Genomic DNA, 25,769 nt, shown 5'->3' on the forward strand with positions numbered 1-25,769 from the left:
GACCGGAAGCTGCGAGCGGACCGGGTTCCTCTCAGGGCTTAGGGGCGGCTTGGGGGCTGGCGGCCGGTGTGGCGCCGGGTGCGGTGGCGAGTGGCCGCGGGTGCGGCGGCCGGTTGGCTGCCGGCACGCCCGCAGGAGCGGCCGTTCCCGTATGACAAGACGGCTCCCTGGCCCGTCGCTAGGCTGGAAAATTCAGCGCGCCCGCGGGCGCGGAATGCATGGTGATGATGGGGGACCCTTTGGGGGAACAGCGTTTGATTTTCGGCGGACCGGCCACGGTTCCGCCGGTGGTGAGGGCATCGACGGCGTTCTGGCTGGCCAGCGCGCTCGTCGCCGGCGTACTGCCGGTGATCCTGGAGTTTAGCGGGGTTGGCGCCGGCCGGCCCACGCCCGACTGGGCCATGGTTGTCCTCGCGGTCCCGTTAGTGGCCCTGCAGGTGTGGGCTGCCTTTCGGCTCCTCGCCGGCATCAGGTGGGTCCGCACCGTGCTGACCATCATCGCCGTGCTATCCGCCCTGGGGGCGCCGTTTGAGCTGTCGCCCGTTGTGGTGACCGGGCTGGCCCTCACGCTGGCGGGCGCGGTGCTGATGTGGCTGCCCCCGGCGAACGCGTTCTTCCGGGGGCAGTACGAGGCGGCAGGCTAGCTGTTTAGCGGCGGGTTGCCGGCCTGAGTTGCGGATGCCCGTGATCAGGGTGCAGGTTGTGGGCGGCGCGCGTGCGGAGCAACGGGGTGCCGCTGTGGACCGCCGGCTGCGAGGGCCTGATCCGGTGGGATGCTTCGATCGGGCGGCTGTTGCTCAGATCGCGGATCAGGCCGGTCCCGGCGATCTCACGAACCAGCGCGATCCCCTGGGCGGCAGCCCGCTTGGTGGGGAACTTCACGGAAATGGCCACCAGTTCCCCGGCCTTGCCGAGAAGCCTGAACCTGTACCCGCCGTCGGGTGCGCTTATCAATTCGAAGTGTCCGGACATCGTTGTCAGCCTCCACTCTCAAGGTGATTTGTTCACCTTTTCCAGCCTAGCCGCGGTCCTCGTGCACAGATCAGGGCCGAAGGCCCCCTCCGCGCCCGCGCCCGGTCTGCTAACTGCCGCCGGAAGGGTCAGTGGGCTCGTCAGCCCCGGGCCTGGCTGGGGTTTCATGCCGCGGCCTCGCGATTGCTGTGATGGGCCCAGAATTGCAGGACGTGCTGAGTAACTTCACGGGGTGCGATCAAGAGCGGGGCCACGTGGCCGGCCCCGGTAACCTGCGCAAACCGCCCGTCCGGGACGCTGCGCGCTGCACGCTCCGCCTCCTCCGGATCATTCATCGGATCGTCGCGACCCACCAGCATCAGTGTGGGGACCTGCAGCCGGGGCAGGACCGGGCGAAGGTCCGGGCGCTGCAGCATCACCGAGCGCATGGCCCAGTACTTGCCACGCCTGTTTCCCCGTTGGAATGCTTCACTGATCGCCGCGGCAGCCGTGGGCGCTGTCTTCGCGGCACCGCGCCCGGCCAGCACCTCCGCCAGTGACCCGCTGAACGGTCCTGGGCCTAGCATCCGGTAGAGGAAAACCAACAGGGACATCTGGAGGCGCTCAACACGGGACAAGGGATAAGGCGGGGTGCCGATAGTGGTCAGCGTCCGGCAGCGGGACGGGAATCTGTGGGCAAAGACGATGCCCACATGACCTCCCCAGGCGTTACCGACCCAGTCCACGGGGGCCGAGATGCCCAGAGACTCCAGGATCTGCCCGGCAGCGGTGGCGCAGTCTTCGAGGGAATAAAGCCCTTGCGGTCCAGGACTGTCACCGTGTCCGGGCCCGTCCACCAGGAAAAGCTCGCGCTGCCGGCCCAACTCCTCCACGACGGCGTCGAAGGTCCTGGAATCAACAAACAGGCTGTGCCATAAGAGCGCAGGCGCACCGGTGCCGGCGCGGTGGACCATGAGGGGACCAAGAGTTGTATCAATCATGGTCGAGGAAGTTTCCGAAGACATGTTCGGCCTCCAACATGCATTTGAAGAATTTACTTCGGTTTCCGAAGCTTTATGGGATAAAGTCTCCTCCATGCCCCCACCGCCGTCAAGTGATCCCCAGCGTTCCCGGCTTCCCGTCGGACAGCTCTTAGTCCGCCTGCTTGGAGAGTTCCGGCGCGAACTCCTTGAGGAGGCGGAGGCCTATGGTTATGGGGACATCCGCCTGGCCCATCTGCAGATCACGGGAAACATCGGCACCAAGGGAATCCGCCTCACAGACCTGGCGGCGAGGGCGCAGCTCAGCCTGGCCGCCACGTCGGAACTGGTCAACGAGCTGCAGGAACTGGGGTACTTGGAACGCCGGCCTGACCCGGCCGATGCCCGGGCGAAGCTCATCTTCCCCACCGCCCGAGGGCTACAGCTGCTGCGCGAAGCCTCGGATAAAGTCCGGGAGCTGGAACGGCTGTGGGGCGCCTACGTGGGCGAGGAGCGGTTCGAAGCGGCACTACAAACCCTTCAGGACGTCGTGGATGCCATCCGCCGGGCACAGCCGACAACCTAAACACCCCCGACGATCCTCACGAACCTGGCAGAAACCAATCGCCGTCCCTTCCCCGACGGCGGCTGGTCTGCTAGCTGTCGCCGGAGGGGTCAGTGGGCTCGTCAGCCCCGGGCCTGCCGTGAGAATCGTGACCGCCCGCGGACTCGGTCTCCTGGCCGGCTTCGTCTGAGTCGCGTCCGGGTTCGCTCGAGCCGCGTCCTAAGTCGCGTCCTGAATCCGGGAGGTCGGGATCGTCGGAATAGGGTGCGTACAGGCGGGGAACGTCCTCGATGAGTTCATTGGCCGCCATGGCCAGAAGGTCCCGCTGGACCGAGGGCAGGGAAAGCAGCCCCTGCAGGTAGGCTTCGACTTCGTATTCGCCCACGCTGCCGCCGATGCTGAAGTAGTTCAGCCAGAGGTCCCCGGGCGTGAGGCCCACAGCCTTCAGCGCTGCCCGGAGCTGCCGCCGTTGCTCGGGTTCCTGGGGATCGAAGCCCATGGTGGCGCTCACCTAGTTCCTGCCGGCCGGCATCGCGACGGCGGTGCCCACCTCTTCCTCGGTCAGGAGCAGCCTGCGGATCCTGCCAATCGCGGCGGAGAGGTCGTCCAAGGGAAGCTTCTTTGCCATGGATTGCCCTCCGGCCGGTCGCCGGACCATCCGATTCGCCGGACGGTCCGGGGGAAGTCGTGTGCGGGAAAGAGTCGTCGTGTCCGCAGATTCAGCTTAACCCCGGCGGCGTCCGGACCGCATTGGTTCGCGGCAAGGCCACTTTCCGGAATTGGCTATGGTTTCGATGTCTGACCGCCGCCTACCGTGGTGGAGGAAGTCTCCCGCCGGAGCTACCCGCCATCCAGAGAAAGACCAGCATGCCCACCGTTGTGAATGAATATCCCTTCTCCCAGGTAGACGTCTTTGCGCCGGGCCCGAAAGCCGGGAACCCCGTCGCCGTCGTACATGACGCGGACGGACTGACCACAGAACAGATGCAAAGCTTCGCGAACTGGACCAACCTGTCGGAGACCACGTTCCTGCTGAAGCCCTCGCACCCGGAAGCGGACTACAGGCTGAGGATCTTTACACCGGCATCCGAGCTGCCCTTCGCCGGGCATCCCACACTGGGCTCGGCCCACGCCTGGCTGGAAGAAGGCGGACAGCCGTTCCGTGACGGAGAGCTGCTGCAGGAATGCGAGGCGGGTCTGGTGAAGATCCGCCGCGCCGGCACCGATCTGGCCTTTGCGGCACCGCCGCTGGTCCGCTCCGGTGCGGTTGAGCCGGCCGTGCTGGAGCAGGCCGTCGCCAGCCTGGGCATCGACGCCGGACAGGTCCTGGGCAGCAACTGGGTGGACAACGGCCCGGGCTGGCTGGGAATCCGGCTGGAATCGGCGGAGCAGGTGCTCGAACTCCAGCCGGACTTTGCCCTCATGGACCAGCTCCGCGTGGGCGTTATCGGCGGCTACGCGGAGGGAGGACCGGCGGACTTCGAGGTCCGGGCGTTCGTTCCCGGGTTCGGCGTTCCCGAAGACCCTGTAACCGGAAGCCTCAACGCCGGCCTGGCGCAATGGCTCCTCAGCGAAGGAACGGTAGGCGGCAGCTACACCGTCCAGCAAGGCACCGTCCTGGGACGCGGCGGGCTGGTGACAGTCAGCGTCGAGGACGAGGACATCTGGATCGGCGGAACCAGCCGGGCCGTGGTAAGCGGGCGCGTGTCGATCTAGCGGCAGGCGGGGGTGTTACTGCGGGGTCAGTCGGTAGCCCACTCCCCTGACCGTCTGCACCCACCGCGGCGAACGGGAGCTGTCGCCCAGGCGCTTGCGGAGGTTGCCCATGTGCACCTCCAGCACGCGTTCGTCCCGGGCCGCCACCGCGGAATCCTGGACGGCAGGCTCATTCCGCAGATGGCGGGAAAGGTCCGCCCGGGTCAGCACTGCCCCCTTGTTCTGGAGCAGCGCGCGGAGCAGTTCGAACTGGGTCCGGGTGAGGTCAACGGCTTTTCCGTCCACTGATACCGCGCGGGTGCTGTCCATCAGGGCAAGGCCCCGGTGTTCAAAGTCCCATCCGATCCCCGCATTTGAATCCGCGTTCGGGGCAGCGGAGGCAGGTGGACGGGTTGGAGAGTTGGCCGGAGCTGCCGTTTGCGCACCGTAGGGTTTGGCGACAAAGTGGCCGGCGGCGCACTGCGCTGCGTCCACTAGAGCGTGGCGTCTGGGCCTGCGGAGCATGGCGGCGATCCTGGCCCGGAGCTCGCGGGGACGGAAGGGCCTGGGCAGGTAGTCGTCAGCGCCCGCTTCGAGGCCCAGCAGTGCATCCGCTTCGCTTGCCCGCGCGCTGACCATGATCACGTAGGCGTGGCTGAAGGTACGGATCCGGCGGGAGGCCTCGATGCCGTCGAAGCCGGGAAGGCCCACCTCCACAGTGACCAGGACGGGGTCGTGCTTCCGCACGGCATCCACGCCTTCCGCGCCGGACGCCGCGGCGACGACGTCGAATCCGGACTGGACGAGCAACTCCTCCAGAGATGCCCTGGTGCGACCGTCGCCGTCAACCACCACAGCAATGCCGCGCGTAACCATCAAAACTCCTCGGAAATTCTCGTGTTTATTCAGCTTTAGTAAGTATCACTAATTCCTCAACCACGAATTGCGTAAAAATTGTGGATTTATTGAGGAAAGTCAAAAAGTAAATATCGGCATTCATCTATTGCCAACCCAACCCCACTGAATGATGATCATCTTGTGCTCACTGGGGGCGCGGCGCTGCTGTGATCAGCGCAAAAGTAGGGGGCGTTAAATGGTTTCCTTGAGGTCTCGCGTCGCAAAAGCGGTCTGGCTGAACAGACCGCTTGCCATGCTGGCGGCCGCCAGCCTGGTCATGTTGTCCGCCACAACGCCGGCGCATGCCGCCGACACCACCCCCATGGACCCGAACCCGGGGCCGGCGGGCAGCTTCGCCTGGAAAGGGTTCAACTGGGAAAAGCGGTTCTGGGGCGGTGCACCGCAGTTCAACAAGACCTTCGACGCGGCCAACGTCAGCAATCCCGACGGCAACGGCTACGTCACGCTCTCACTCACCAACCCGACCGGAAGCGCGCCTGTCGGAGCTGAGTTCCAGTCCACCCGGCAGGGATTCGGCTACGGCACCTACAGCACCACGGTGGAGAAGGACGTGAGCGCCCTCCAAAAGGAAGTGGTGTGGGGGTGCCTGTTCACCTACGATCCCCTGGCTTCGCCCGGGTACAACGAGATCGATCTCTGCGAGGCATCAGCCTGGGGCGGCGGTGCAAGCTACGGGGAATCCTGGCCGGTAACGCAGGCGCACGGCTACTGGTTCGATGCCACCAAACCGCCGGGGCAGGGCAACAACACCATCGTCTTTAATACGACGAATGACGCAATCCTCACCCACAGAATGGTCTGGGAACCGGGAAAGATCACGTTCGAAACCTTCGCCGGCGAGGGATACGGGGGAATCCTGCTCAAGCGCACCGTCCTCCAGGGAAGCACCGTTCCCGTGCCGGCCAAAGAAGCCATCCACTTCAACCTTTGGGTCACTGGTGGTGGCGGGGGCGATCCCGAACATGTGAAACCTGAGTCCGTGGTGCTCCGGGACTTCTCGTTCACGCCGGCCGCCAGCACAACGCCTGTTGCCGAGTCCCCCATCAAGCTGACGGCGGCCAACAGCAAGGTCAAGGGCGTCAATTCCACCACCGTGAAGTGGTCCGGGGCCACGGGGTCCAGCGTCACACTCTGGATCAACGGCGCCGCGAAGACCGTCCCCAACACCGGCAGCTATGTGAACAAGTTCAAGGGCGCGGCAACCACAAACTACAAGGTCTGCGATGCAGTTGCGTGCTCCAACGTGGTGAGCGTGGTGACCTGAGCCGAACACGAGCAGGTGGCCCGGATTCGTTGTGAATCCGGGCCACCTGCCCGATCAGGCTGAAGTTACTTGGCCCGGACCGGCACGATCCGCTTGACGGCCATACCGAGCGCCACGAGGGCGAAGGCTGCTAGGGCGAACCAAAAGAGGTCACCGGCCCCGGTTGCGGCGAGGGTTCCGGCACCGGCACCGGCTGCTGCGGGAGCTGCGGGGTTGCTGTACATAGTGTTACCAAGCTTTCTTTTTGTTGAGTGCTGCATCCACGTAAGCCTTCGCGTGGACCACCTGAAGGAACAGGTCGATCAAGAGTTCGTACATCGTTGCGGCCGCCAGCATGTACTTCCAGCCACGCAGCCGCACAGTCACTACCCGTTCGATCACGAAGACACCGGTCACGGCCATCCAGAAGGGCTGAATGTGCAGTCCTTCCCCCGTGCCCAGTGCAAAAGCCACCGTTCCGAAGTAGGCCAACGACACCACGATGCCTGTCACGGAGAGGGCCTGCCTCCCCCAATACGGCCGGGTGACCCTGGTCCAGCCGTACTGGGCACAGTTCTCCACCGCTCCGCGTTTCCACCTCAGCCGCTGCGCCCAGAGTTCGCGCCAGGTGGGCATGATCTCGGTGACCAGCGTGCAGTCGGCCGGTGATTTGATGCGGTAATTGAGGGTCAGCAGTGCGAAGGACAACTCGTTGTCCTCGGTCAACACGGAGGTGTCGTAAACGCCTCCCCTGCCGTTGCCCGGCGGAAGGGTGCCGTCAAGCCGGGCTTCGATGACGTCCACCAGGGTCCGGACACGGAAGAGCGCGGCCGTTCCCGTAACCACCAGGCATTTGCCGTGCAGCCGCTTCACGTCCCGCGCGTACCGTGCGTACTCATTCCGCTGCAGATGGCCCACGAACCCGCCGCCCTCGGCGCCGCGGAAGACGCCGCCCACGGCACCAAGCCGCCTGTCGGCACGCAGGTGACCGGTTGCACGCTCGATAAAGTCATGGTTCAACTGCGAATCGGCGTCCTGGACGAGGATCATGTCTTCCGGATGTGCGCCGGGCAGCAGTCCCTCCAGCGCAAAGTTCAAGGCGCCGGCCTTTTTGTCCGTGTTTCCGACCGTGCGGATGACCTCCGCTCCGAGCGCCAGGGCGATTTCCTCGGTGGCATCGGTGCAGTTGTCGGCAACTACCACCACCCTGTCCGGCGGTTGGGTCTGGGATTTGAGGGATTCGAGCGTGTCAGAAATACCTGCAGCTTCATTATGCGCAGGGATAAGAACTGTAATCACAGTAGTTCGGCACCCGCAGTTCCGGGAGCAGAATTCACATAGTCACGCACAGGCTCCGCAGCTCCCCACCGGAATTAGTCAATTGATTGTTGACTTCGAGTTTTTCAACCGGAACGCAAGCAGGCGGAAAGTATTCGAAAAGGAATCCGCAATCTTCCGTCAAGGAAATGCACACTCAACGGGACCTCAATTTGCCATCTTGAATGGGGCGAAAATACTCAATGCCGGGAGTCGGGGCGGCGGCTTAAAAGCAGAAGTCGGGGTGCTGTCCTGGGACAGCACCCCGACTCCGTTAGCGGGCCACACTCATGGCCCGGGACATACTTTGCTGCTTACAGGAGGCTGTTGCCGCCCTCGTTCACGACGGAACCTTCAGACACAGCCGAAGCAGCAGCATCCAGGCTGGCATTCGCATCCAGATTCACGCCGGCATCCAGATCCGAAACAACGCTGCCCGCAGCAGAACCCTCAGTCGAGCCCTCGCTCCAAGTGCCGTGACCGTCGTTCACAACCGAACCCTCAGACACAGCCGAAGCCGCAGCATCCAGGCTCGCATTCGCATCCAGATTCACGCCCACATTCACGTCCGAAACCACGCTGCCCGCAGCAGAACCCTCATTCCAGGAACCCTCATTCCACGTGCCGTGACCGTCGTTCACAACCGAACCCTCAGACACAGCCGAAGCAGCAGCATCCAGGCTGGCATCCACATCCAGGCTCACGCCGGCATCCAGATCCGAAACAACACTGCCCGCAGCAGAACCCTCAGCAGAGCCCTCGCTCCAGGTGCCGTCGCCGTCCTTCACAACCGAACCTTCAGACACAGCCGAAGCCGCAGCATCCAGGCTCGCATTCGCATCCAGGCTCAGACCAGCATCCAGATCCGAAACAACGCTGCCCGCAGCAGAACCCTCATTCCAGGAACCCTCATTCCAGGAACCCTCATTCCACGTGCCGTGACCGTCGTTCACAACCGACCCCTCAGACACAGCCGAAGCCGCAGCATCCAGGCTGGCGTCAGCATCCAGGTTCACGCCCAGGCCAACGGCAAGGTCGGTGACGGCGCTGGTGTCCGTGGAACTCCCGGTGCCGTGCCCCCAGGTGGAGGTCCCGCCGTCGTTCACTACCGAGCTATTTACTACCGAACCCTCAGCGGCGGCGGAAGTGGCAGCGTCCAGGCTTGCGCCAAGGTTCAGGCTGATGTGGCTTCCCGAGCCGAGGCCCAGGTCCGACGTCGTGGTGGTGGAGTCCGAAGCAGAAGCTGCGCCCGCGCCGAGGATGAGAACTCCGCCGGCAAAAACGGCGCTGCACAGAGTGGTGCGTACGAAAAATTTCATGACAATTCATTCCTTACTAGTGAGGTGAGCCAGGCACGGATGGTGCGTGGCCAGGTGCCGTCCGCGCAGAAGGCGCGGTACCGGCGTCACTAGTCGGGGGAAAAGCCGTGCTCCAGGCTGACCGAACCGGGCAGCTCATCAGAGGGATTGCGGACGTCCTTGAGCGAGATCTGCTTCAAGGAAAACTGGAAGGCGGGAACGTCAGCTGCGACGCTGGATCCGCTGTCGCTACCTGCCCGAAGCAACGAACCGGAGCTCGACGGCGCCGTAGCGGGCGACGCTGGCGAGGGCGTTGCGGGACCTTCGGGTGCGGGAGTCCCCGCTGTCATCACAACGGTGCTGCCCTGCTCACCGGCCGTAGCGACGGGTGAGATGCCCGCCGAAGGTACGGCGGCCGGGGACGTGGCGGCGCTGGACGGTTCAGGTTCCTGCGGAACGGACCCTGCCGTGGACGGCTGGGCGGGGACGTCAACAGGGGCCGGGACGGCGTCGACCGCGTTGCCGGCAACCTCCCCGGCGACGGAACCAACGGAAGCCAGAACGGGTTCGGTGACATCAGCCACCAGCCCCGTGACCGGCGCCGTGATGTCGGCGATCGTTTGGGTCGCGGGGACGACGGCGTCGGAAGCGAGCGACGTTACGGGTGCCACCGCGCTGGTGACCTGCTCGACGACGGCGGTCACCGGTGCCGCAACCGGAGCCACAGCGGTGTCCACGGGCGCCAGAACCGGTTCGGCGATGGCCTGAACCTGCGGCGCAAGCGGGCCTGCCACAGTGGCAACAGGTTCAGTCAGCGCGGCAAGGGGACCTTGTTCATCCGTTGCAGCGCCAGAGGCGGCGGAGTCGGCAGTGATGGGGTCGGTCACGGGCGGCAGCAGGCTGGAAGCCTGTGCCGAGACGGCGCCAAAGACCACCCAGGCGGCCGCGAGCAATGTTGCCAGGATGAGGGACCGCAAGGCGGAGGGAAGCCAGGATGCATTTCCGCGCATTGCCTCACCTCCCGATCATGGCCGGACGTCATCGATTACCGCAGGACTTACAAGCGATTCGCTGCTGCCATGAACGCGGATGGGTACGGCTCGAAGAAATTGGCGGTTTTGACCTGCAGCCCGGATTCCCCTCAACGCCCCCAATGCTGCGCTACGGGGAGCCGCCGGCGCCAGGGCACAGCCCGGGACCGTTCTCCGTATCCCGGGCGCTGCGCCCTTGCCCCGAGGTTCCAGTCAATGCCCCGCGGCAGGCTCGCCACAGAGGCCAAAGCCCCGGAATGCTTCTCGCCGTGATGATCAACGCCGGTGCCCCTGATGCCCCGGCGGACTTCCAAGGGCGGCAGAGCCGGGCCGTTCCGGGCTGCCTATGCGGTTTGGCAGCGGTCGGACGGCCATCAGCGGGGTCCGGATCGCAGCAAGTGCGTCGGCCAGCCGGAGGGCGCCAGCCGCCCTCATGCCGGCCGTGAGCGGCACGGTGCCAGCCTCGCTGGTGCAGTTCAACAGCGCCGCGGTGACCTCGGCGACCAATTCCGGGAACCGGCTGAGCCGGTAGTTTCCGTAGGAGGGGTTTTCCGCTTGCCGCAGCGTCCGGGTGACCAGCACGGCGGCTTGCGTCCTGCGCGCCAGGCCGAGTTTCATCAAAGCGGAGGACACGAGGTTCTTTATGGTCTTTTCCGCCAACGACATTTCCTGGCTGATCTGCCGGTTGGTCATCCCTTTCCCCAAACCGACGGCCACGTTCAATTCCTGTCGGGAGAGCCTCAGGAGTCCCTCGTCCGGCCGGTCCATACCGGGACCGGGGACCGGGCACCGGATCCCTGCCTGGAACCTGCGGCTGTAGGAGGTATCCCCGCCCAGGGCGCGTCGGATCAGCCTGAGCTGTTCCGTGTTGTCATCCTGTTGTGACAGGCACCCCCATGCTCCGGCCAGGATCGAGTCAATCAGCACGGTTTCGTCAATTTCCCCGGTCATCACAACGCACCGGATAGACGAGTCTGCAGCGGCGACGGCCCGGCACACTTCGGCACCGGAACCATCCGGAAGGTCATCGTCCAGGATGACCAGGTCCGGGCGCAGGGCAGGGATCCGCCGGACGGCTTCACAGGCGGACCCTGACTCCCCGACAATTCTGAACCCATGGGACTCCAGCAGCCGCCGAAGCCCCCGCCTCACAACCTCTTCGTCGTCAAGGACGTACACGCTCTGGCCGGTCGACTCGTAGCTCGGTCTGGTGTCCTGGGCAGCCATCATTGCCGCTCCGTTCCTTCGCCCTTGGAGACCGAAAAGGCGCTGTTGCTGTTGCTGGCGCCGGCCTCACTACCGCGAGGACGAACCTTGCCGGATCCCCGTCCGGTGCCTGCTGCCGCACGTTCACGCGCGGGTCCTCACTCCCCACGCTAGACCTAATAGTGGCCGGGCGACAGGCCTCAGCCAACCTCGCATCCAGGAATCCCCGCCTCGGCCTGTGCCAGTCGGATCGGGTGGCGGGAAAGAGGGTCCGGATGAGTGCTGAAAGCGGCCACGTCGTCGCGGAATTCCAAGGTCACCAATACCAGGCAGGAGGGACGAAAGCAGCGACAGTTATGAGAAGGCCCAGGACAGTCACGATCCAGTTCGACACCGACCGCTCCGAATAATGCAGGAGCCCGATCACGCCGAGGATCAGCGCGAATGCTGCAGACATTGCCCATGCGCGACTCTGCGAGAGCAGGAAGAAAACCGGGCTCTGCGTGGGGGCCGTGGCGCCCGCAACCGCAAGGGCGACCAGCATCTCGATGAGAAGAAGGCCGCCGAGGAGAGCCGTCCACCTTCCAACGGGCGTGTGAGGCTTGAACGCAGCTGCCATTTCAGCTCCTAGTGGCCGGCAAAGACGAACTCGGCGATCGCCCAGTAGACGGCGGCAGTTGCCACCAACGCCGTCAGAACGAGGACCAGGGCGGACCGTTCGCGGTAGTGCAGGACTGCGATCAAGCCCGAGGCAGCTGCGGGTCCCCACAGCAGAACGCCCAACTCCGTCACGATTTGCGTGAGCACCGGGTCGGAGTCGAATGGCAGCAGCGATGAGGCGACCATCGAGGCGAGGGCAGCAAACGATAGGCAAAGCGCCCAGGCACCGATCGCAGTCCGAGGCAGCAACGTAACGCGCTGAGCCGAGGCCCGGAAGGAAGCGAAGGATCCCGTCAGGTAGGCCGCGAACGCCACGGCTCCGCCAAGAAGATAAAGATCCCCGTTTCCGATCGTTGGCGCGACGATGGTCAGGACCAGGGCAGCCGCAGCCAGCGCGAATGCCCAGCGACCAAGGCCGGTAGCGAGGATGCGGCCCAACGCCTGCTTCTTTGAACGAACAACAGCCAACAGTGCGAGGGTGACGGCCGCAATGATGCTGACCCATGCAGCGGGCCCGGTCACCTTGTCGATGTCCGCAAACTGGGTTCCGGCTTCGAAACGAAGCAGCGGGGTCAGGTCAAGAAGGAGCAGGCAAAGGATGAAAAAGGCCAGCGCCCAGCGGGCAAGCGGCGAGCGGGGAAGGAACCGCGTGTCCGGCGCAACCATAGCGTTTTTCAGGGACGAACTCATAAGGGCACTCTGCCCGACACCTTCAGGGCGAGATAGGGCTGAAAGGCCCGCCGCGGGGCCTCGACCTGCCGCCCACCCCGCACTCCCCCAACGTTTCGCCCACGGCGCACACGCTTAGTTCGTACGAACCGCAACCCGTAGACTTGGCGACACTATGGATGACCCTCCTTCACATATGCCCAAGCCCCTCCACCTTCTGACCGGTTCACCGGCCACCACGGGAGAGGGGCGCCCGAATGTATGAATGGATCATGCTCGGTATCGGCCTTGTCCTCACGGTAGGTACCGGCTTCTTCGTTGCGTCCGAGTTTGCTCTGGTCAACCTTGACCGCAACGACCTTGAAGCCCGCCAGGCCCGCGGCGAGAAACGCCTGGCGCCCACCATCAAGGCACTCAAGATCACCTCGACGCATCTCTCCGGGGCACAGCTCGGCATTACGCTGACTACGCTCCTCACCGGCTACACCTTCGAACCGGCCATCAGTAAAATGCTCAGCGGCCCGTTGCTGGCGGCGGGCCTGCCTGGGTCCGTGGTGCCCGGGGTCGGCGCCGTGGCGGGTATTTTCCTGGCCACCATCTTCTCGATGGTGATCGGCGAACTCGTCCCCAAGAACTTCGCCCTGGCCCTCCCGCTGGCCACCGCCAAGATCGTGGTCCCGTTCCAGGCCCTGTTCACCGCCGTCTTCAAGCCGGTGATTCTGCTGTTCAACAACACCGCCAACGGCATCATCAGGTCGTTCGGCATCGAGCCGAAGGAAGAGCTTTCCGGCGCGCGCAGCGCCGAGGAACTCAGCTCGCTGGTGCGGCGCTCCGCCCTGGAAGGGGTGCTCGACGTCGACCATGCGGTCCTGCTGCACCGCACCCTCCGCTTCTCTGAGCACTCCGCTGCCGACGTCATGACGCCCCGCGTCCGGATGACGGCTGTGAACGCCGATGATACGGCTGAACAGATCGTCACCCTGGCCTCGTCCACCGGCTACTCGCGTTTTCCGGTGATCGGACGGGACCGCGACGACGTCCTGGGGGTCCTGCACGTCAAGCAGGCGTTCGCTGTTGCCCTGGAGGACCGGGCCAGCGTGACCGCCGCCAGCCTCATGATCGACCCGCTGCGGGTCCCTGAATCCATGGGCGTGGATACGCTGCTGGTCCTGCTCCGCAAGCAGGGCCTGCAGGTGGCCATCGTGTCCGACGAGCATGGCGGAACGGCCGGCATCGTCACCCTGGAAGACCTGGTGGAAGAGATCGTGGGCGAGCTCGAGGACGAACACGACCGCGCACGCGTGGGCGTGGTCCGGACGGGCCGCTCCATCACGTTCGACGCCTCCCTGCGCCCCGACGAACTGCTGGACCGGACGGGGATTGAAGTGCCGGACGGCGAAGAGTACGACACCCTCGCGGGCTTCGTTACCGACCAGCTGGACCGGATCCCCGAGCTCGGCGACGAAGTCACCGTGGACGGCGGAACGCTGCGCGTGGAACGCGTGGTGGGCACCCATGTGGAGCGCCTGCGCTTCACGCCGGACGAATCACAGGAAGCACCCCAGAGCCCGCATGACCGCATCATCGACACCCTCACCTCGGAGCTGACCCATGAGTGAATACCTTCCCGGCATCATCTGGCTGGTAGTGCTCCTGGTGGTCAACGCCTTCTTCGTTGGAGCCGAATTCGCGGTCATCTCCGCCCGCCGGTCACAGATCGAGCCCAAGGCCGAGGCCGGCAGCAAGGCCGCGAAAACCACCCTGTGGGCCATGGAGCACGCCACACTCATGCTGGCCACCAGCCAGCTGGGCATCACCGTGTGCTCACTGGTGATCCTGAACGTTTCCGAACCAGCCATCCACCACCTGCTGGAAATCCCGCTGGGCCTGACCTCGCTCTCCGGCGAGGCAATCGGCATCATCGCCTTCGTGGCCGCGCTGCTGCTGGTGACCTTCCTGCACGTGGTCATTGGCGAAATGGTCCCCAAGAATATCTCGTTCTCCGTTCCCACCCGGGCCGCGCTCATCCTGGCGCCGCCGCTGGTGATGGTGGCACGGGTGTTCAAGCCGGTGATCTGGACCCTCAACGGGATCGCCAACTCCATCCTGCGGCTCTTCAAGGTGCAGCCCAAGGATGAGGCCACCAGCGCCTACACCCTGGACGAGGTGGCGAACATCGTGGAGCAGTCCACCCGGGACGGCATGCTCACGGACACTACCGGCACGCTGAATGCAGCGTTCGAATTCACCGCCAAGACCGTGGCGGACGTGGAAGTGCCCATCAGCGAGATGGTGCTCCTCCCAGCCTCCTCGACGCCGGCGGACATCCAGGGCGCGGTGGCCAGGCACGGGTTCTCCCGCTACATCCTCACGGATGACGACGGCGTGCCCTCCGGTTACCTGCACCTCAAGGACGTCATGGACCTGACGAGCCCGGAAAAGTTCGCCAGGTCCGTGCCTGCCAAGCGGATCCGCCGGCTCGCGTCCGCGTTCAGCGGCAGCGACCTCGAGGACGCACTGGCCACGATGCGCCGCACCGGCGCCCACGTGGCCCGGGTGTTCGACGAGCACGGCAACACCACCGGCGTCCTTTTCCTGGAGGACATCATCGAAGAACTGGTGGGGGAAGTGCAGGACGCGACGAGCGCCTAGCCGCGGCCGTAATCCGCGATCAAGCCCCGGCTGAGTTCGCGGACTTCGTTCAGCTGAGCCGACAGTCCCGCCAGCACCACGGCGGCGTCGGCGGTCTGGGAGGCCGAGTCATTGTCCGCGAGCCCATCAGCGCGAAGGTTGATCAGGGACTCAACCAGGCGGAAAACCAGCTCGCCAAGCGGCGCGCTGCCGGGTCCTCCGGCCGCCGGCAGGAACTCCTCCACCCTTTGGCCTAGGTCCCGGTACAGCTGACGCAGCTCGCGCCTGTCCGCCATGAACGGCTCGAAACGCTCGGCGCGCGCTTCCGGCAGGTGGTACAGGATGCCGAGGTTCCACCGTGCGCTGCATAACAGGCCGCCGTCATAGAGCGCGACTGCGTGGAGGGCCGCGGCCGCCGACACTGCGCCAGCCGGCCGGGGAGCCGCGCAGACCGCCCTCGCGAAGTCCAGACCACCGGCCACGGTGCCCTTCAGCAACTCCCCGAGGATGTCATCCTTCGTGCCGAAGTGATGGTACAGCGAGGACTGGCGCATTCCCACGGCATCGGCGACAGCCCGCGTGGAGGTGTTCGCGAAACCCTGGCCCGTGAAGAGTTCGGCGGCCGCATCGAGGATTTCGTCCCGGGCGGTGGCCCCCGGGCGCACTGGCTGCTGCTTGCGGGGTCGTCCCGGTCCGGCTGAAGTCACCCCACATTCTTACACCGCATGCAGGTGCTCAATGCGCAGCCCGTGAAGGCCGCGGGGAACGGTTAGTTTTTGTTCACAGAACTGAAACACCTCGAAATCCAGCTTTTACACGGGTGAAACGGAACCGGGACACTGCACTGGAAAACTATCAAGTGACCGGTATTTCGGGAGGGGCCATGCAGCGGCTACCCAGATGTGGTCACCAGCCCCCCCCGTTCCAGACACGGAGAAACCGATGACTTCCACCATTTCGACGGCGACCGCCCACGCAGACGATGCAGACCTGACCTCGCTCGGCTACCAGCCCTCACTGCACCGCAAACTTGGCCGCTACGCCTCCTTTGCCGCAGGATTCTCGTTCGTTTCCATCCTGACCACGATCTTCCAGCTCTTCGCCTTCGGCTACTCCTTCGCCGGACCAGCCTTCTTCTGGACCTGGCCGGTAGTACTGATCGGCCAGCTGCTCGTTGCCCTCAACTTCGCCGAACTCGCCGCACGCTACCCGCTCTCCGGCGCCGTCTACCAGTGGTCCCGCCGGATGGGCGGCGAAGTGGTGGGCTGGTTCGCCGGCTGGTTCATGGCAATCGCCCAGGTTGTCACGGCAGCCGCCGCCGCCATCGCACTTCAGGTGGTCCTCCCGCAGCTGTGGGACGGCTTCCAGATTGTGGGTGGCGATCCCGCACTGGCCACCGTCACCGGCGCCGCCAATGCGGTGGTCCTCGGCGCCGCCCTGTTGGTGGTCACCACAGTGATCAACTGCCTGGGCGTCAAGCTCATGTCCCACGTCAACTCCATCGGCGTAACCTGCGAAATCGTAGGCGTCGCTGCCGTCATCCTGGCCCTGGTTTCCGCAGCCCAGCGTGGACCCGAAGTAGTGGCGGACGTCAGCGTGGTGGCCGGCTCGGACCTCGGCGCCGTCGGCGCGTTCCTGGTTTCCGGCCTCATGGCCGCCTACGTCATGGTCGGTTTCAACTCCGCCGGGGAACTCTCGGAGGAGACGAAGAACCCGCGGAAGACAGCTCCCCGCACCATCCTTTCGGCCTTGGTCATTTCCGGAATCGGCGGCGGCCTCATGATCATCACCGCCCTGATGGCCGCCCCCAGCCTCGACGACGGGCGCCTCGCCACCGAGGGCCTCCCCTATGTGCTGACCGCCGTCCTGGGAACCTTCTGGGGCAAGGTCCTCCTGGTGGACGTCGCCGTCGCGATCTTTGTCTGCACCCTGGCCATCCAGACGGCGGGGTCCCGCCTGGTGTTCTCGATGGCCCGAGACGGCAAGCTCCCCGCCTCCGCACTTCTCTCCTCGGTCCACCCGGAGCGCGGCACACCGATGTGGCCGTCCATCGCCATCGGCGGCCTCGCCGTCGGAGTCCTTGCCATCAACATCGGAAACGCCGCCCTGTTCACCACGCTCTGCAGCGTCTGCATCGTCATGGTGTACCTGGCATACCTCCTGGTCACTGTTCCGCAGCTGCTCAGCCGCCTGCGCGGAGACTGGGACCGGGTGGGCCAGACCATGCCGGGCGGGCTGTTCTCGCTGGGACGCTGGGGACTTCCCGTCAACGTCCTGGCCGTACTCTACGGCGCCGTGATGGTGGTCAATCTCGCCTGGCCGCGCCCCGAGGTCTACGACCCCAGCGGCGAAAACGGACTTCTCCTGTTCTCCGCGCCCCTCATGGTGGGGGCCGTGCTGCTCCTGGGCATCTGGGTGCGCAGCCGCAAGGCCTCCGACGTGCCCGCAGCCTAGGGACCCGCCACTGATGACCAACGCCACAGCCACCACCGCCAAGGAATGACTGACATGACACAGACCCTCGAAGCCGCACAGCCCGCCGCCGGAACCGACACTGCCGGAACCGCCACCACGGCGGGTGCGCGCGCCCATGCCCGCGACCAGCACGGACGGACTGCGGACACCATGATCCATGTGCCCGCGAGCGCAGCACCCGAACGCCTGACGTCCGGGCTGCCGGCAGGAGCCGCCGCCTCACTCACCTGGGCAGAATCGCTCGCGTTCGGGCGGTACACGCACCTGGAACTGGCCCGCGGAACCAGGATCCGGCTGACCGATACCGACGGCGACGCCTGCGTCCACGCCGTGCTCTTCCGGGCCGGTGCGAGCTACGAGCGGATCAACGTCGCGGACACCGTCAAGGTCCCGTGGCAGGCCTACCTTGGTCCGGGCCATCCGCTGCTCTCCGATGCCGGCCGGTTGATGGCCACCCTTGTGGCCGACTCCTCCGGCAGGCACGACGCCCTCACCGGAACCACCGGCCTCGCAGGCAACCAGGCCAAGTACGGTGCAGGCTCCGCGCACAGCGCCTCACCCGCAGGCCGCGAACTGCTCACCCTCGGCGCCCTCAAGCACGGCATCAGCCAGCGCGAAGTGCCGCCGTCGATTTCCTTCTTCAAGGGCACCGCCGTAGACGCGGACGGCACCCTCCGGTTCACCGGCAGCGCCGGTGCCGGCACCGCCGTCGAACTGCTCCTCCACATGGACGCGGTGCTGGTGCTCGCCAATACGGCCCACCCGCTGGACCCGCGGCCGGACTTCACCGGAAGCACCGTGGACATCGTTGCGTGGCAGGCGCCCGAAGACCTCGCAGCCCTTGCCGCCGGAAACCTGGGATTCACGCCCGGCCCCGAGCACCTGCTCGCCCTCCAGAACACCGAACACGACTTCACCGCAAGGACTTCCGCATGAACACCAGCACACTGACCGTCCAGCCGCAGGCAACCCAGCCGGACGCCGCTACTGCCGCCCTGGTCCCGGGGCTCGTCGTCCTGGACGAATACGTAGAAGCCCGCGGTCCGTGGTCCGCCGTAGTGGAAGCCGGGGACGTCCTCACCATCGTGGACCTTGAGGGCAACCAGGCCGTGGACTGCCTCCTCTACGCAGACGGAGACACCGCTGTCCGGTACTCCGCCGCCGCAACCATCGCCGCGCAGGGCTCCATCTTCCTCACCACCGGTTCCGTGCTCAGGGCTGACAGCGGCGAACCGCTCATGACCGTGGTGGCCGATGAAGTGGGCGTCCACGACACGATCGGCGGCGCCTGCTCGCAGGAATCCAACACGCTGCGCTACGGCCAGCACACGCACGAACAGCATGCCTGCGTGGAGAACTTCCTCATCGAAGGCTCCAAATGGGGCCTCGGCAAGCCGGACCTGGTCTCCAATATCAACTGGTTCATGAACGTACCCGTGGACCCGGACGGTGCCCTCGGCATCGTGGACGGGCTCTCGGCCCCCGGCAAACGCGTGGCACTCCGCGCCGAGGCCGACACCCTGGTCCTGGTTTCCAACTGCCCCCAGATCAACAACCCCTGCAACGGCTTCAACCCCACGCCCGTGCGCATGATCGTCACCCGCCCGGAGGCCTCCCGATGAACCGCTTCGACACCCTGCTCGTCGCCAACCGCGGCGAAATCGCCTGCCGCATCATCGAGTCCGCCCGGAAGATCGGGCTGCGCACCGTGGCCGTCTTCTCCGAGGCGGACCGCGGCGCCAAGCACGTGCGCCTCGCCGACGAAGCCGTCTTGCTGGGACCGGCCCCCGCCAAGGAGTCCTACCTCCGGGTCGACGCCATCCTGGCCGCCGCGGCAGCCACGGGCGCCGGCGCCATCCACCCCGGCTACGGCTTCCTGTCCGAGGACGCCGGGTTCGCCGAGGCCGTGGAAGCCGCCGGGCTGGTCTTCGTGGGCCCCACTCCGGACCAGCTGCGGATCTTCGGCACCAAGCACACCGCCCGGGACGCCGCCCAGCGCGCCGGAGTGCCCATGATCGCCGGCTCCGGACTGCTTGAGGACCTCGACGCAGCCATCGCCGCCTCCGCCACGATCGGCTTCCCGCTGATGCTCAAGGCAACCGGCGGAGGCGGCGGCATCGGCATGGCCGTATGCCGCACCGAAGCCGAACTGGCCGAGAACTACGCCCGGGTGGCCCGGCTCGCCAGCTCGAGCTTCGGCACCGCCGGCGTCTTCGCCGAGCGCTACATCGAACACGCCCGCCACGTCGAGGTGCAGATTTTCGGTGACGGCGAAGGACGCGTGGTCAGCCTCGGGGACCGTGACTGCTCCCTGCAGCGCCGGCACCAGAAAGTCCTCGAAGAAGCGCCTGCGCCGGACCTTCCGGCCGGACTGCGCGAGGAACTGCACCGCAGCTCCCGTGCTCTCTGCGCCTCCGTGGGCTACCGCTCCGCCGGTACTGTGGAGTTCGTCTACGACCCCGTCCGGCAGGAAGCGTCCTTCCTCGAAGTGAACGCCCGCCTCCAGGTGGAGCACCCGGTCACGGAAGCCGTGACCGGCGTGGACCTGGTGGAATGGATGCTCAACCTGGCCCAGCAGCAGCCCGTGCTGGACGGCCTGCCGGACAGCCTTCCGGTGACCGGCCACGCCGTGGAAGCCCGGATTTACGCCGAAGACCCCGCCCGCAACTTCCAGCCCAGCGCCGGAACCGTCACCAACGCCCAATACCCGGGCGCCGACGTCGTGCGTGTTGACGCGTGGGTGGAAACCGGCAGCGAGGTGTCCACCAACTACGACCCCCTCCTGGGCAAGCTCATCTCCTTCGGTGCCAGCCGGGACGACGCCCTCGACTCCCTGGCGGACGCCCTGGCGCAAACCCGGATGGACGGCATCGAAACCAACCTCGGCATGCTGCGCTCCGTCACAGGGCTGGACGTGGTCCGGGCCGCCGCACACTCCACCAGCACCCTGGACAGCGTGGGCGACCCCGAACCCCGCATCACCGTGGAGCGCCCCGGCCTGCAAACGAGCGTGCAGGACTGGCCCGGACGGACCGGCCTCTGGCAGGTGGGCGTGCCGCCGAGCGGCCCCATGGACGACCTCTCCTTCCGGCTGGGCAACGTGGCGCTGGGCAACCCCGAAGGGGCACCCGGACTCGAGTTCACCATGGCCGGCCCGGCGCTGCGCGTCACCCACGCCACCACCGTCTGCGTCACCGGCGCCGAGGTCGCCGTGACCGTCAACGGCGAAGACGTCCCGGCCTGGGAACCGGTCACGGTTCCCGCCGGCGGCGTGCTCGACGTCGGATCGGCCGAAGGTGCCGGGCTGCGCGGCTACATCCTCTTTGAGGGCGGCCTGGACATCCCCAAATACCTCGGCAGCGCCTCCACCTTCACCCTCGGCCAGTTCGGCGGCCACGGCGGCCGCGTGCTGCGCGCCGGCGATGTGCTCCGCACCGCTGCCGGCACGGCGCCCGACACTGTGCCCGCCCCGGTCCCTGCCGAAAGCCGACCCGCCTTGACCAGGCAGTGGGAGCTCATGGTGGTGGAAGGACCGCACGGCGCCCCGGAGTTCTTCCAGCGCGAGGACATCAACGAACTGTTCGCAGCCTCCTACGAAGTGCATTTCAACTCGGCCAGGACCGGCGTCCGGCTGATCGGCCCGAAGCCCCGCTGGGCACGGAACGACGGCGGCGAGGCGGGCCTGCACCCCTCCAACATCCACGACACCGCCTACTCGGTGGGCGCCCTGGACTTCACCGGGGACACCCCCATCCTGCTCGGCCCCGACGGTCCCAGCCTCGGCGGCTTCGTTTGCCCGGTCACCGTGGTGACCGGCGAGCGCTGGAAGCTCGGCCAGCTCCGCCCCGGCGACACGCTCCGCTTCGTTCCGGTGAAGACCGTCCAGGCGCCGTCTGCCAAAGAGCTCGGGCCGGCCCGGCAGCAGCTGCTGCTCCCCGCTTCCAGCAGCGGCCGCTCGAAGGGCGACGGCGACGACGGCGTGCTGGGCCGCGTGCCCGAAGGCGACGGCCGCCCGGCCGTGACCTACCGCCGCTCCGGTGACGACAACCTGCTCGTGGAATACGGCGACATGGTGCTGGACCTAGGCCTTCGCGCCCGGGTCCACGCCCTGCACCAGGAGCTTGAGCGGCTGCGGCTTCCCGGCATCGTGGACCTGACACCCGGCATCCGCTCGCTGCAGGTCAAGGCCGATCCGTCCGTCCTCCCCACCTCGCGCCTGCTGGGCGTCGTGCGGGAAATCGAGGCCGCCCTCCCCGCCAGTTCGGAGCTGGTGGTTCCAAGCCGCACCGTCAGGCTTCCGCTGTCCTGGGATGATCCCGCCACGCGTGAGGCAATCGAGCGGTACATGGCGGGCGTGCGGGACGACGCACCGTGGTGCCCGTGGAACATCGAGTTCATCCGCCGGATCAACGGGCTGGACTCCGTGAACGACGTCTTCGACACCGTCTTCAACGCCGACTACCTCGTGCTCGGCCTGGGCGACGTTTACCTCGGCGCTCCCGTGGCCACGCCGCTGGACCCGCGGCACCGCCTGGTTACGACGAAGTACAACCCCGCCAGGACCTGGACCCCGGAGAACGCCGTGGGCATCGGCGGCGCGTACATGTGCATCTACGGCATGGAAGGTCCGGGCGGCTACCAGTTTGTCGGCCGCACCACGCAGGTCTGGTCCCGGCACGCCACCGCCGCCCCGTTCGAGCCCGGCTCGCCGTGGCTGCTGAGGTTCTTTGACCGGATTTCCTGGTACCCGGTCAGCCCGGAGGAACTCCTGGACCTGCGGGCGGACATGGCTGCCGGCCGGGGCCGGGGCGTGGAGATCGAGGACGGCACCTTCTCCCTCGCCGAGCACGAGGACTTCCTCGAGGAGAACAGCGATTCGATCGCCGCGTTCCGTGCACGGCAGGAGAAAGCCTTCGCCATCGAACGCAAGGCCTGGGAGGACGCCGGCGAGTTCGACCGTGCGGAAAAGGCCGTCGCCATCGCGCCGCCCTCCGAGGAAGTGGTGGTTCCCGACGGCGGAACCCTGGTGAGCTCGCCGTTCGCGGCGAGCGTCTGGAAGGTGGACGTGGCCCCCGGGGACAAGGTGGTGGCGGGCCAGCCGCTGGTCTCCATTGAAGCCATGAAGATGGAAACCGTGCTGACCGCGCCCAGCGACGGCATTGTGCACCGGGTGCTGCCCAGCGCAGGATCCCAGGTGGTGGCAGGCGAACCGCTGGTGGTCCTCGAAGCGGCGGAACTGAACGAAACAGAACTCGTTCTCGAAGGGAGCGCGGTATGAGCGGCATCAGCGGATCAGCCACCGCCCGGGTGACGGCGGCACTCGCCGCGATCGACGCCGTCGACCGTCCCGAAATCTGGATCACGGTCCGGAGCCGTGAGGACCTGCTGGCCGAGGCCGCGCGCATCGACTCCGACGCGGCGTCCGGCGACCTCCCACTGGCCGGACTCCTGCTGGCGGTGAAGAACAATGTGGACGTCGCCGGAGTGACGACGACGGCGGCGTGCCCCGGTTTCGGGTACGAACCCGCGGAAGATGCTGTGGCAGTGGCGCGGCTGCGTGCCGCCGGCGCCCTGGTGCTGGGCTCAACGAACCTGGACCAGTTCGCCACCGGGCTCGTGGGAACCCGCAGCCCGTACGGCGCGGTCCGCGATGCGCGGCGGCCGGACCGGATCTCGGGCGGCTCCAGTTCAGGATCCGCCGTGGCCGTGGCCCTGGGGCTGGCGGACATCGCCATCGGAACGGACACCGCCGGCTCTGGCCGGGTTCCGGCGGGGCTGCAGGGAATCGTGGGCATCAAGCCCACCCTCAACGTGGTGTCCACGGCGGGAATGGTGCCTGCCTGCCGGTCCTGGGACACTGCCACCATCCTGGCCCGCGACCTGGACACCGCCGAGCTGGCCATGGGGATCATGGCGGGGGAATCGCGGACATGGCCTGCGGACGTACGCCTGGCGGCGCCGTCCCGGCCGCGGGTGGCCTACCCGGCGTCGCTTCCGGCGCTGCCGGAGGCGTGGGTTGCGGAGTTCGGCGCCCAGATCGAACGGCTGCGGTCCACCGGTGTGGACGCCGAGCCGATCGAACTGGACGTCTTCCTGCAGGCGGCCCGGCTGCTGTATGACGGCGCACTCGTGGCCGAGCGCCACGCCGCCGTCGGGTCCTTCATTGACGCTGCAGTCGCGGGCGAGCCCGCAAGCGGCACGGCCGTCGGGCTGGACCCGACGGTCACCGGCATCATCACTGCGGCAGGCCGTGTGCCCGCGCATCAGTACGTCAGTGACACAGCGGCGCTGGAGGAGCTGAGGCGCGAAGCCTTGTCCCGGCTCGAGGGGTTCGACGCCTTGATCGTGCCCACCACTCCCTTCCACCCCACCTTGGCTGAGGTTTCCGCCGATCCCGTGGGCGTGAACTCGCGGATGGGTACGTACACCAACTTCTGCAATCTCTTCGATATGTGCGCCGTCGCAGTGCCTGCCGGCACCGTCGCGGACGTCGGAAGTGATGGCGTTGCGCAGTTCGGCCTCACCGTTGTGGGAAGAACGTTCGACGACGGTGTAGTGGCCGATATCGCCCGCAGGATTGAGGCGACGCCGGACCTCCCGTCACTGTTCGCTTCCGGGGCCGCACCGAATCGGGCCGCCCTTAGCCGTGCCGACGGGGAACGGCTGCCGTGGCCCGTGGCCGCCGGCGCGCAGGCCGTGCCGCTCGTCGTGGTGGGCGCCCACCGCAAGGGGCAGCCGCTGGTGGACGAACTGGAACGGCGGGGCGCGTTCTGGGACGGTCCGGTTACCCTGGCACCCCGTTACCGGATGGTGGCGCTGGACACTCAGCCGCCGAAGCCCGGCGTCGTCCGTTCCGACGAGGGCGCGGAACTGGCCGCAGAGCGGTGGCTGCTGTCCGAGGCCGCTCTGGGATCGTTCCTCGCGGAACTGCCGGAACCCATGCTGCTGGGATCGGTCCGGCTCACTGACGGATCAACGGCCGTCGGTTTTGCCTGCGACGCTGTGGCGGCGTCCCGGGGCAGGGACATCACGCATTTCGGTGACTGGCTGGTGGCCCAGGCCGCGGCGGAACATCCCGCGGACAGAGCCGGCCAGGGCATCTGGAGGCAAACCGGCGAGGCTTTACTGACAGGTCTGCAGCGCGGGCGGGGGTAGCTCAGCCGCCCAGCACCACGTTGACGGGCGGCTCCCCCGCCAGCATCAGGTCGATCTGCCGCTGCAGCAGCCGGCCCATGCGGGGGCGCATCGCCGAACTTGCTCCGCCGACGTGCGGGGTGATGATGACGCCGGGTGTGCTCCACAGCGGGTGGTCCTGCGGCAGCGGCTCGGGATCCGTGACGTCCAGCGCGGCGCGGATCCGTCCCGACGCGGTGTGGCGGACCAGGGCCTCGGTGTCCGCCACCGGGCCCCTGGCCACGTTGACCAGCAGCGCGCCGTCGGGCATTGCCGCCAGGAAGGCGTCGTCGATCAGGTGCGTGGTGGCGTCGCTGAGCGGGACGCCCACCACCACAATGTCATGCTCCGGCAGCAGTTCGGGCAGCTCGGCGATCCCGTGGATCACGCCGCTCTCGTCCGTCCGCCGCCGGCTGGCCACCCTGGTGACGCTGGTTTCGAAGGGGATGAGCCGCTGCTCAATCGCCTTGCCCACGCCGCCGTAGCCCACGATGAGAACGCGCCGGTCGGCCAGGCTGGCGGTGGGCCGGGCTTCCCAGACGCCGTCCTGCTGGTTGCGCATCAGCCGCGGAAACTCGCGCTGGCTGGCCAGCATCATGGCGAGGACCAGTTCCGCGGTGGAGGTTTCGTGCACGCCGGCCGCGTTGGCGAAGACCCGGCCGGCCGGCAGGGAGTCCGCAACGCCGTCGTACCCGATCGACTGGCTCTGCACCAGGTCGGTGTCCACGGCTTCAAGGTTCCGGAGGACCCACGTCCCGCCCATGTACGGCGGGACCACGATGTCGATCTGCGCCTGCGGCGGTTCGCCCGTGAAGTCCCACTGCAGCACGGTGACATCCGGGTGCGGCGTCAGGTATTCGCGAAGTACGGCATCGGGCAGGCTGACAGTGATCTTCCGGGTCATGGGTGCCAGCCTAGTGGAGGGACGGAGCCCGGCGAATTTCCCCTACACGGTGG

General features: G+C 66.7%; 24 protein-coding genes. 11 read left to right on the plus strand and 13 right to left on the minus strand.

Going from position 1 to position 25,769, the window contains the following annotated elements:
- Positions 1-239: 239 nt before the first annotated feature.
- Complete coding sequence (locus tag ACFVWT_RS11170; RefSeq protein WP_390247882.1) at positions 240-644, plus strand: hypothetical protein; 405 nt, start codon at positions 240-242, stop codon at positions 642-644.
- A gap of 4 nt (positions 645-648) precedes the next feature.
- Here the strand turns inward: ACFVWT_RS11170 and ACFVWT_RS11175 are convergent, their stop codons facing one another.
- Positions 649-972, minus strand: a complete 324-nt coding sequence (locus ACFVWT_RS11175) for a YegP family protein (RefSeq protein WP_390247883.1) — start codon at positions 970-972, stop codon at positions 649-651.
- Between the two features lie 164 nt (positions 973-1,136).
- A complete protein-coding gene (locus ACFVWT_RS11180) occupies positions 1,137-1,976 on the minus strand; it encodes an alpha/beta fold hydrolase (RefSeq protein WP_390247884.1) in 840 nt (279 codons plus the stop codon).
- A gap of 70 nt (positions 1,977-2,046) precedes the next feature.
- On the opposite strand from ACFVWT_RS11180, the gene ACFVWT_RS11185 reads away from it, so the two are divergent.
- Positions 2,047-2,517: a MarR family winged helix-turn-helix transcriptional regulator gene (locus ACFVWT_RS11185; RefSeq protein ID WP_390247885.1), complete on the plus strand. Its 471-nt coding sequence runs from the start codon at positions 2,047-2,049 to the stop codon at positions 2,515-2,517.
- Positions 2,518-2,587: 70 nt separating this feature from the next.
- Here ACFVWT_RS11185 and ACFVWT_RS11190 read toward each other — a convergent pair whose 3' ends face one another.
- On the minus strand, positions 2,588-3,007 hold the full coding sequence (locus ACFVWT_RS11190) for a hypothetical protein (RefSeq protein ID WP_390247886.1): 420 nt from the start codon (positions 3,005-3,007) through the stop codon (positions 2,588-2,590).
- 368 nt (positions 3,008-3,375) lie between these two features.
- On the opposite strand from ACFVWT_RS11190, the gene ACFVWT_RS11195 reads away from it, so the two are divergent.
- A complete protein-coding gene (locus ACFVWT_RS11195) occupies positions 3,376-4,212 on the plus strand; it encodes a PhzF family phenazine biosynthesis protein (RefSeq protein WP_390247887.1) in 837 nt (278 codons plus the stop codon).
- A gap of 15 nt (positions 4,213-4,227) precedes the next feature.
- On the opposite strand, the gene ACFVWT_RS11200 is transcribed toward ACFVWT_RS11195, so the two are convergent.
- The gene (locus tag ACFVWT_RS11200; protein ID WP_390247888.1) at positions 4,228-5,067 is read right to left on the minus strand and encodes a response regulator transcription factor; all 840 of its coding nucleotides are present in this window, start codon (positions 5,065-5,067) and stop codon (positions 4,228-4,230) included.
- A 274-nt stretch (positions 5,068-5,341) separates the two neighbouring features.
- Here ACFVWT_RS11200 and ACFVWT_RS11205 point away from each other — a divergent pair, with 274 nt between their 5' ends.
- Complete coding sequence (locus ACFVWT_RS11205) at positions 5,342-6,373, plus strand: hypothetical protein (protein ID WP_390247889.1); 1,032 nt, start codon at positions 5,342-5,344, stop codon at positions 6,371-6,373.
- A gap of 65 nt (positions 6,374-6,438) precedes the next feature.
- Here the strand turns inward: ACFVWT_RS11205 and ACFVWT_RS11210 are convergent, their stop codons facing one another.
- From ACFVWT_RS11210 to ACFVWT_RS11240, 7 genes are all read right to left on the minus strand, one after another.
- Entirely contained in the window at positions 6,439-6,597 is a 159-nt protein-coding gene (locus ACFVWT_RS11210) for a hypothetical protein (protein WP_390247890.1), read from the minus strand.
- Between the two features lie 4 nt (positions 6,598-6,601).
- The gene (locus tag ACFVWT_RS11215; protein WP_390247891.1) at positions 6,602-7,651 is read right to left on the minus strand and encodes a glycosyltransferase family 2 protein; all 1,050 of its coding nucleotides are present in this window, start codon (positions 7,649-7,651) and stop codon (positions 6,602-6,604) included.
- Positions 7,652-7,983: 332 nt separating this feature from the next.
- A complete protein-coding gene (locus ACFVWT_RS11220) occupies positions 7,984-8,988 on the minus strand; it encodes a hypothetical protein (RefSeq protein ID WP_390247892.1) in 1,005 nt (334 codons plus the stop codon).
- 89 nt (positions 8,989-9,077) lie between these two features.
- The gene (locus ACFVWT_RS11225) at positions 9,078-9,977 is read right to left on the minus strand and encodes a hypothetical protein (RefSeq protein WP_390247893.1); all 900 of its coding nucleotides are present in this window, start codon (positions 9,975-9,977) and stop codon (positions 9,078-9,080) included.
- A 297-nt stretch (positions 9,978-10,274) separates the two neighbouring features.
- A complete protein-coding gene (locus ACFVWT_RS11230) occupies positions 10,275-11,228 on the minus strand; it encodes a response regulator (protein WP_390247894.1) in 954 nt (317 codons plus the stop codon).
- A gap of 292 nt (positions 11,229-11,520) precedes the next feature.
- Positions 11,521-11,823 (minus strand): hypothetical protein, encoded by a 303-nt coding sequence (locus ACFVWT_RS11235; RefSeq protein WP_390247895.1) that lies wholly within the window; start codon positions 11,821-11,823, stop codon positions 11,521-11,523.
- 8 nt (positions 11,824-11,831) lie between these two features.
- The gene (locus ACFVWT_RS11240; protein WP_390247896.1) at positions 11,832-12,554 is read right to left on the minus strand and encodes a hypothetical protein; all 723 of its coding nucleotides are present in this window, start codon (positions 12,552-12,554) and stop codon (positions 11,832-11,834) included.
- Positions 12,555-12,790: 236 nt separating this feature from the next.
- Between ACFVWT_RS11240 and ACFVWT_RS11245 the strand changes: the two genes are divergently transcribed.
- Positions 12,791-14,152 (plus strand): hemolysin family protein, encoded by a 1,362-nt coding sequence (locus tag ACFVWT_RS11245; RefSeq protein ID WP_390247897.1) that lies wholly within the window; start codon positions 12,791-12,793, stop codon positions 14,150-14,152.
- Entirely contained in the window at positions 14,145-15,185 is a 1,041-nt protein-coding gene (locus ACFVWT_RS11250; RefSeq protein WP_390247898.1) for a hemolysin family protein, read from the plus strand. Before ACFVWT_RS11245 ends, ACFVWT_RS11250 begins: the two co-directional genes overlap by 8 nt.
- Here the strand turns inward: ACFVWT_RS11250 and ACFVWT_RS11255 are convergent.
- The gene (locus tag ACFVWT_RS11255) at positions 15,182-15,871 is read right to left on the minus strand and encodes a TetR/AcrR family transcriptional regulator (RefSeq protein ID WP_390247899.1); all 690 of its coding nucleotides are present in this window, start codon (positions 15,869-15,871) and stop codon (positions 15,182-15,184) included. The two genes, ACFVWT_RS11250 and ACFVWT_RS11255, sit on opposite strands and share 4 nt — an antisense overlap.
- A 235-nt stretch (positions 15,872-16,106) precedes the next feature.
- Here ACFVWT_RS11255 and ACFVWT_RS11260 point away from each other — a divergent pair, with 235 nt between their 5' ends.
- From ACFVWT_RS11260 to atzF, 5 genes are read left to right on the plus strand one after another with little or no spacing between them, the layout of a single operon-like run.
- Complete coding sequence (locus ACFVWT_RS11260) at positions 16,107-17,618, plus strand: amino acid permease (RefSeq protein WP_390247900.1); 1,512 nt, start codon at positions 16,107-16,109, stop codon at positions 17,616-17,618.
- 54 nt (positions 17,619-17,672) lie between these two features.
- Complete coding sequence (locus ACFVWT_RS11265) at positions 17,673-18,575, plus strand: urea amidolyase associated protein UAAP1 (protein ID WP_390247901.1); 903 nt, start codon at positions 17,673-17,675, stop codon at positions 18,573-18,575.
- Positions 18,572-19,261 (plus strand): urea amidolyase associated protein UAAP2, encoded by a 690-nt coding sequence (locus ACFVWT_RS11270; protein WP_390247902.1) that lies wholly within the window; start codon positions 18,572-18,574, stop codon positions 19,259-19,261. Before ACFVWT_RS11265 ends, ACFVWT_RS11270 begins: the two co-directional genes overlap by 4 nt.
- Complete coding sequence (uca, locus tag ACFVWT_RS11275) at positions 19,258-22,917, plus strand: urea carboxylase (protein ID WP_390247903.1); 3,660 nt, start codon at positions 19,258-19,260, stop codon at positions 22,915-22,917. The genes ACFVWT_RS11270 and uca overlap by 4 nt, the downstream gene beginning before the upstream one ends.
- The gene (gene atzF, locus ACFVWT_RS11280; protein ID WP_390247904.1) at positions 22,914-24,794 is read left to right on the plus strand and encodes an allophanate hydrolase; all 1,881 of its coding nucleotides are present in this window, start codon (positions 22,914-22,916) and stop codon (positions 24,792-24,794) included. Before uca ends, atzF begins: the two co-directional genes overlap by 4 nt.
- Before the next feature lies 1 nt (position 24,795).
- Here the strand turns inward: atzF and ACFVWT_RS11285 are convergent, their stop codons facing one another.
- On the minus strand, positions 24,796-25,716 hold the full coding sequence (locus ACFVWT_RS11285) for a 2-hydroxyacid dehydrogenase (RefSeq protein WP_390247905.1): 921 nt from the start codon (positions 25,714-25,716) through the stop codon (positions 24,796-24,798).
- Positions 25,717-25,769 lie beyond the last annotated feature (53 nt).

Source organism: Arthrobacter sp. NPDC058288 (assembly GCF_042880995.1).
In the GTDB taxonomy this organism is placed as follows: Bacteria; Actinomycetota; Actinomycetes; order Actinomycetales; family Micrococcaceae; genus Arthrobacter.

Bases quoted from the DNA above. Each gene is read 5' to 3' on its own strand.
- ACFVWT_RS11175 (WP_390247883.1), bottom strand. From the start codon at position 972: ATGTCCGGACACTTCGAATTGATAAGCGCACCCGACGGCGGGTACAGG.
- ACFVWT_RS11180 (WP_390247884.1), bottom strand. From the start codon at position 1,976: ATGTCTTCGGAAACTTCCTCGACCATGATTGATACAACTCTTGGTCCC.
- ACFVWT_RS11185 (WP_390247885.1), top strand. From the start codon at position 2,047: ATGCCCCCACCGCCGTCAAGTGATCCCCAGCGTTCCCGGCTTCCCGTC.
- ACFVWT_RS11200 (WP_390247888.1), bottom strand. From the start codon at position 5,067: ATGGTTACGCGCGGCATTGCTGTGGTGGTTGACGGCGACGGTCGCACC.
- ACFVWT_RS11205 (WP_390247889.1), top strand. From the start codon at position 5,342: ATGCTGGCGGCCGCCAGCCTGGTCATGTTGTCCGCCACAACGCCGGCG.
- ACFVWT_RS11210 (WP_390247890.1), bottom strand. From the start codon at position 6,597: ATGTACAGCAACCCCGCAGCTCCCGCAGCAGCCGGTGCCGGTGCCGGA.
- ACFVWT_RS11220 (WP_390247892.1), bottom strand. From the start codon at position 8,988: ATGAAATTTTTCGTACGCACCACTCTGTGCAGCGCCGTTTTTGCCGGC.
- ACFVWT_RS11225 (WP_390247893.1), bottom strand. From the start codon at position 9,977: ATGCGCGGAAATGCATCCTGGCTTCCCTCCGCCTTGCGGTCCCTCATC.
- ACFVWT_RS11230 (WP_390247894.1), bottom strand. From the start codon at position 11,228: ATGATGGCTGCCCAGGACACCAGACCGAGCTACGAGTCGACCGGCCAG.
- ACFVWT_RS11235 (WP_390247895.1), bottom strand. From the start codon at position 11,823: ATGGCAGCTGCGTTCAAGCCTCACACGCCCGTTGGAAGGTGGACGGCT.
- ACFVWT_RS11240 (WP_390247896.1), bottom strand. From the start codon at position 12,554: ATGAGTTCGTCCCTGAAAAACGCTATGGTTGCGCCGGACACGCGGTTC.
- ACFVWT_RS11245 (WP_390247897.1), top strand. From the start codon at position 12,791: ATGTATGAATGGATCATGCTCGGTATCGGCCTTGTCCTCACGGTAGGT.
- ACFVWT_RS11250 (WP_390247898.1), top strand. From the start codon at position 14,145: ATGAGTGAATACCTTCCCGGCATCATCTGGCTGGTAGTGCTCCTGGTG.
- ACFVWT_RS11260 (WP_390247900.1), top strand. From the start codon at position 16,107: ATGACTTCCACCATTTCGACGGCGACCGCCCACGCAGACGATGCAGAC.
- ACFVWT_RS11265 (WP_390247901.1), top strand. From the start codon at position 17,673: ATGACACAGACCCTCGAAGCCGCACAGCCCGCCGCCGGAACCGACACT.
- ACFVWT_RS11270 (WP_390247902.1), top strand. From the start codon at position 18,572: ATGAACACCAGCACACTGACCGTCCAGCCGCAGGCAACCCAGCCGGAC.
- uca (WP_390247903.1), top strand. From the start codon at position 19,258: ATGAACCGCTTCGACACCCTGCTCGTCGCCAACCGCGGCGAAATCGCC.
- atzF (WP_390247904.1), top strand. From the start codon at position 22,914: ATGAGCGGCATCAGCGGATCAGCCACCGCCCGGGTGACGGCGGCACTC.
- ACFVWT_RS11285 (WP_390247905.1), bottom strand. From the start codon at position 25,716: ATGACCCGGAAGATCACTGTCAGCCTGCCCGATGCCGTACTTCGCGAA.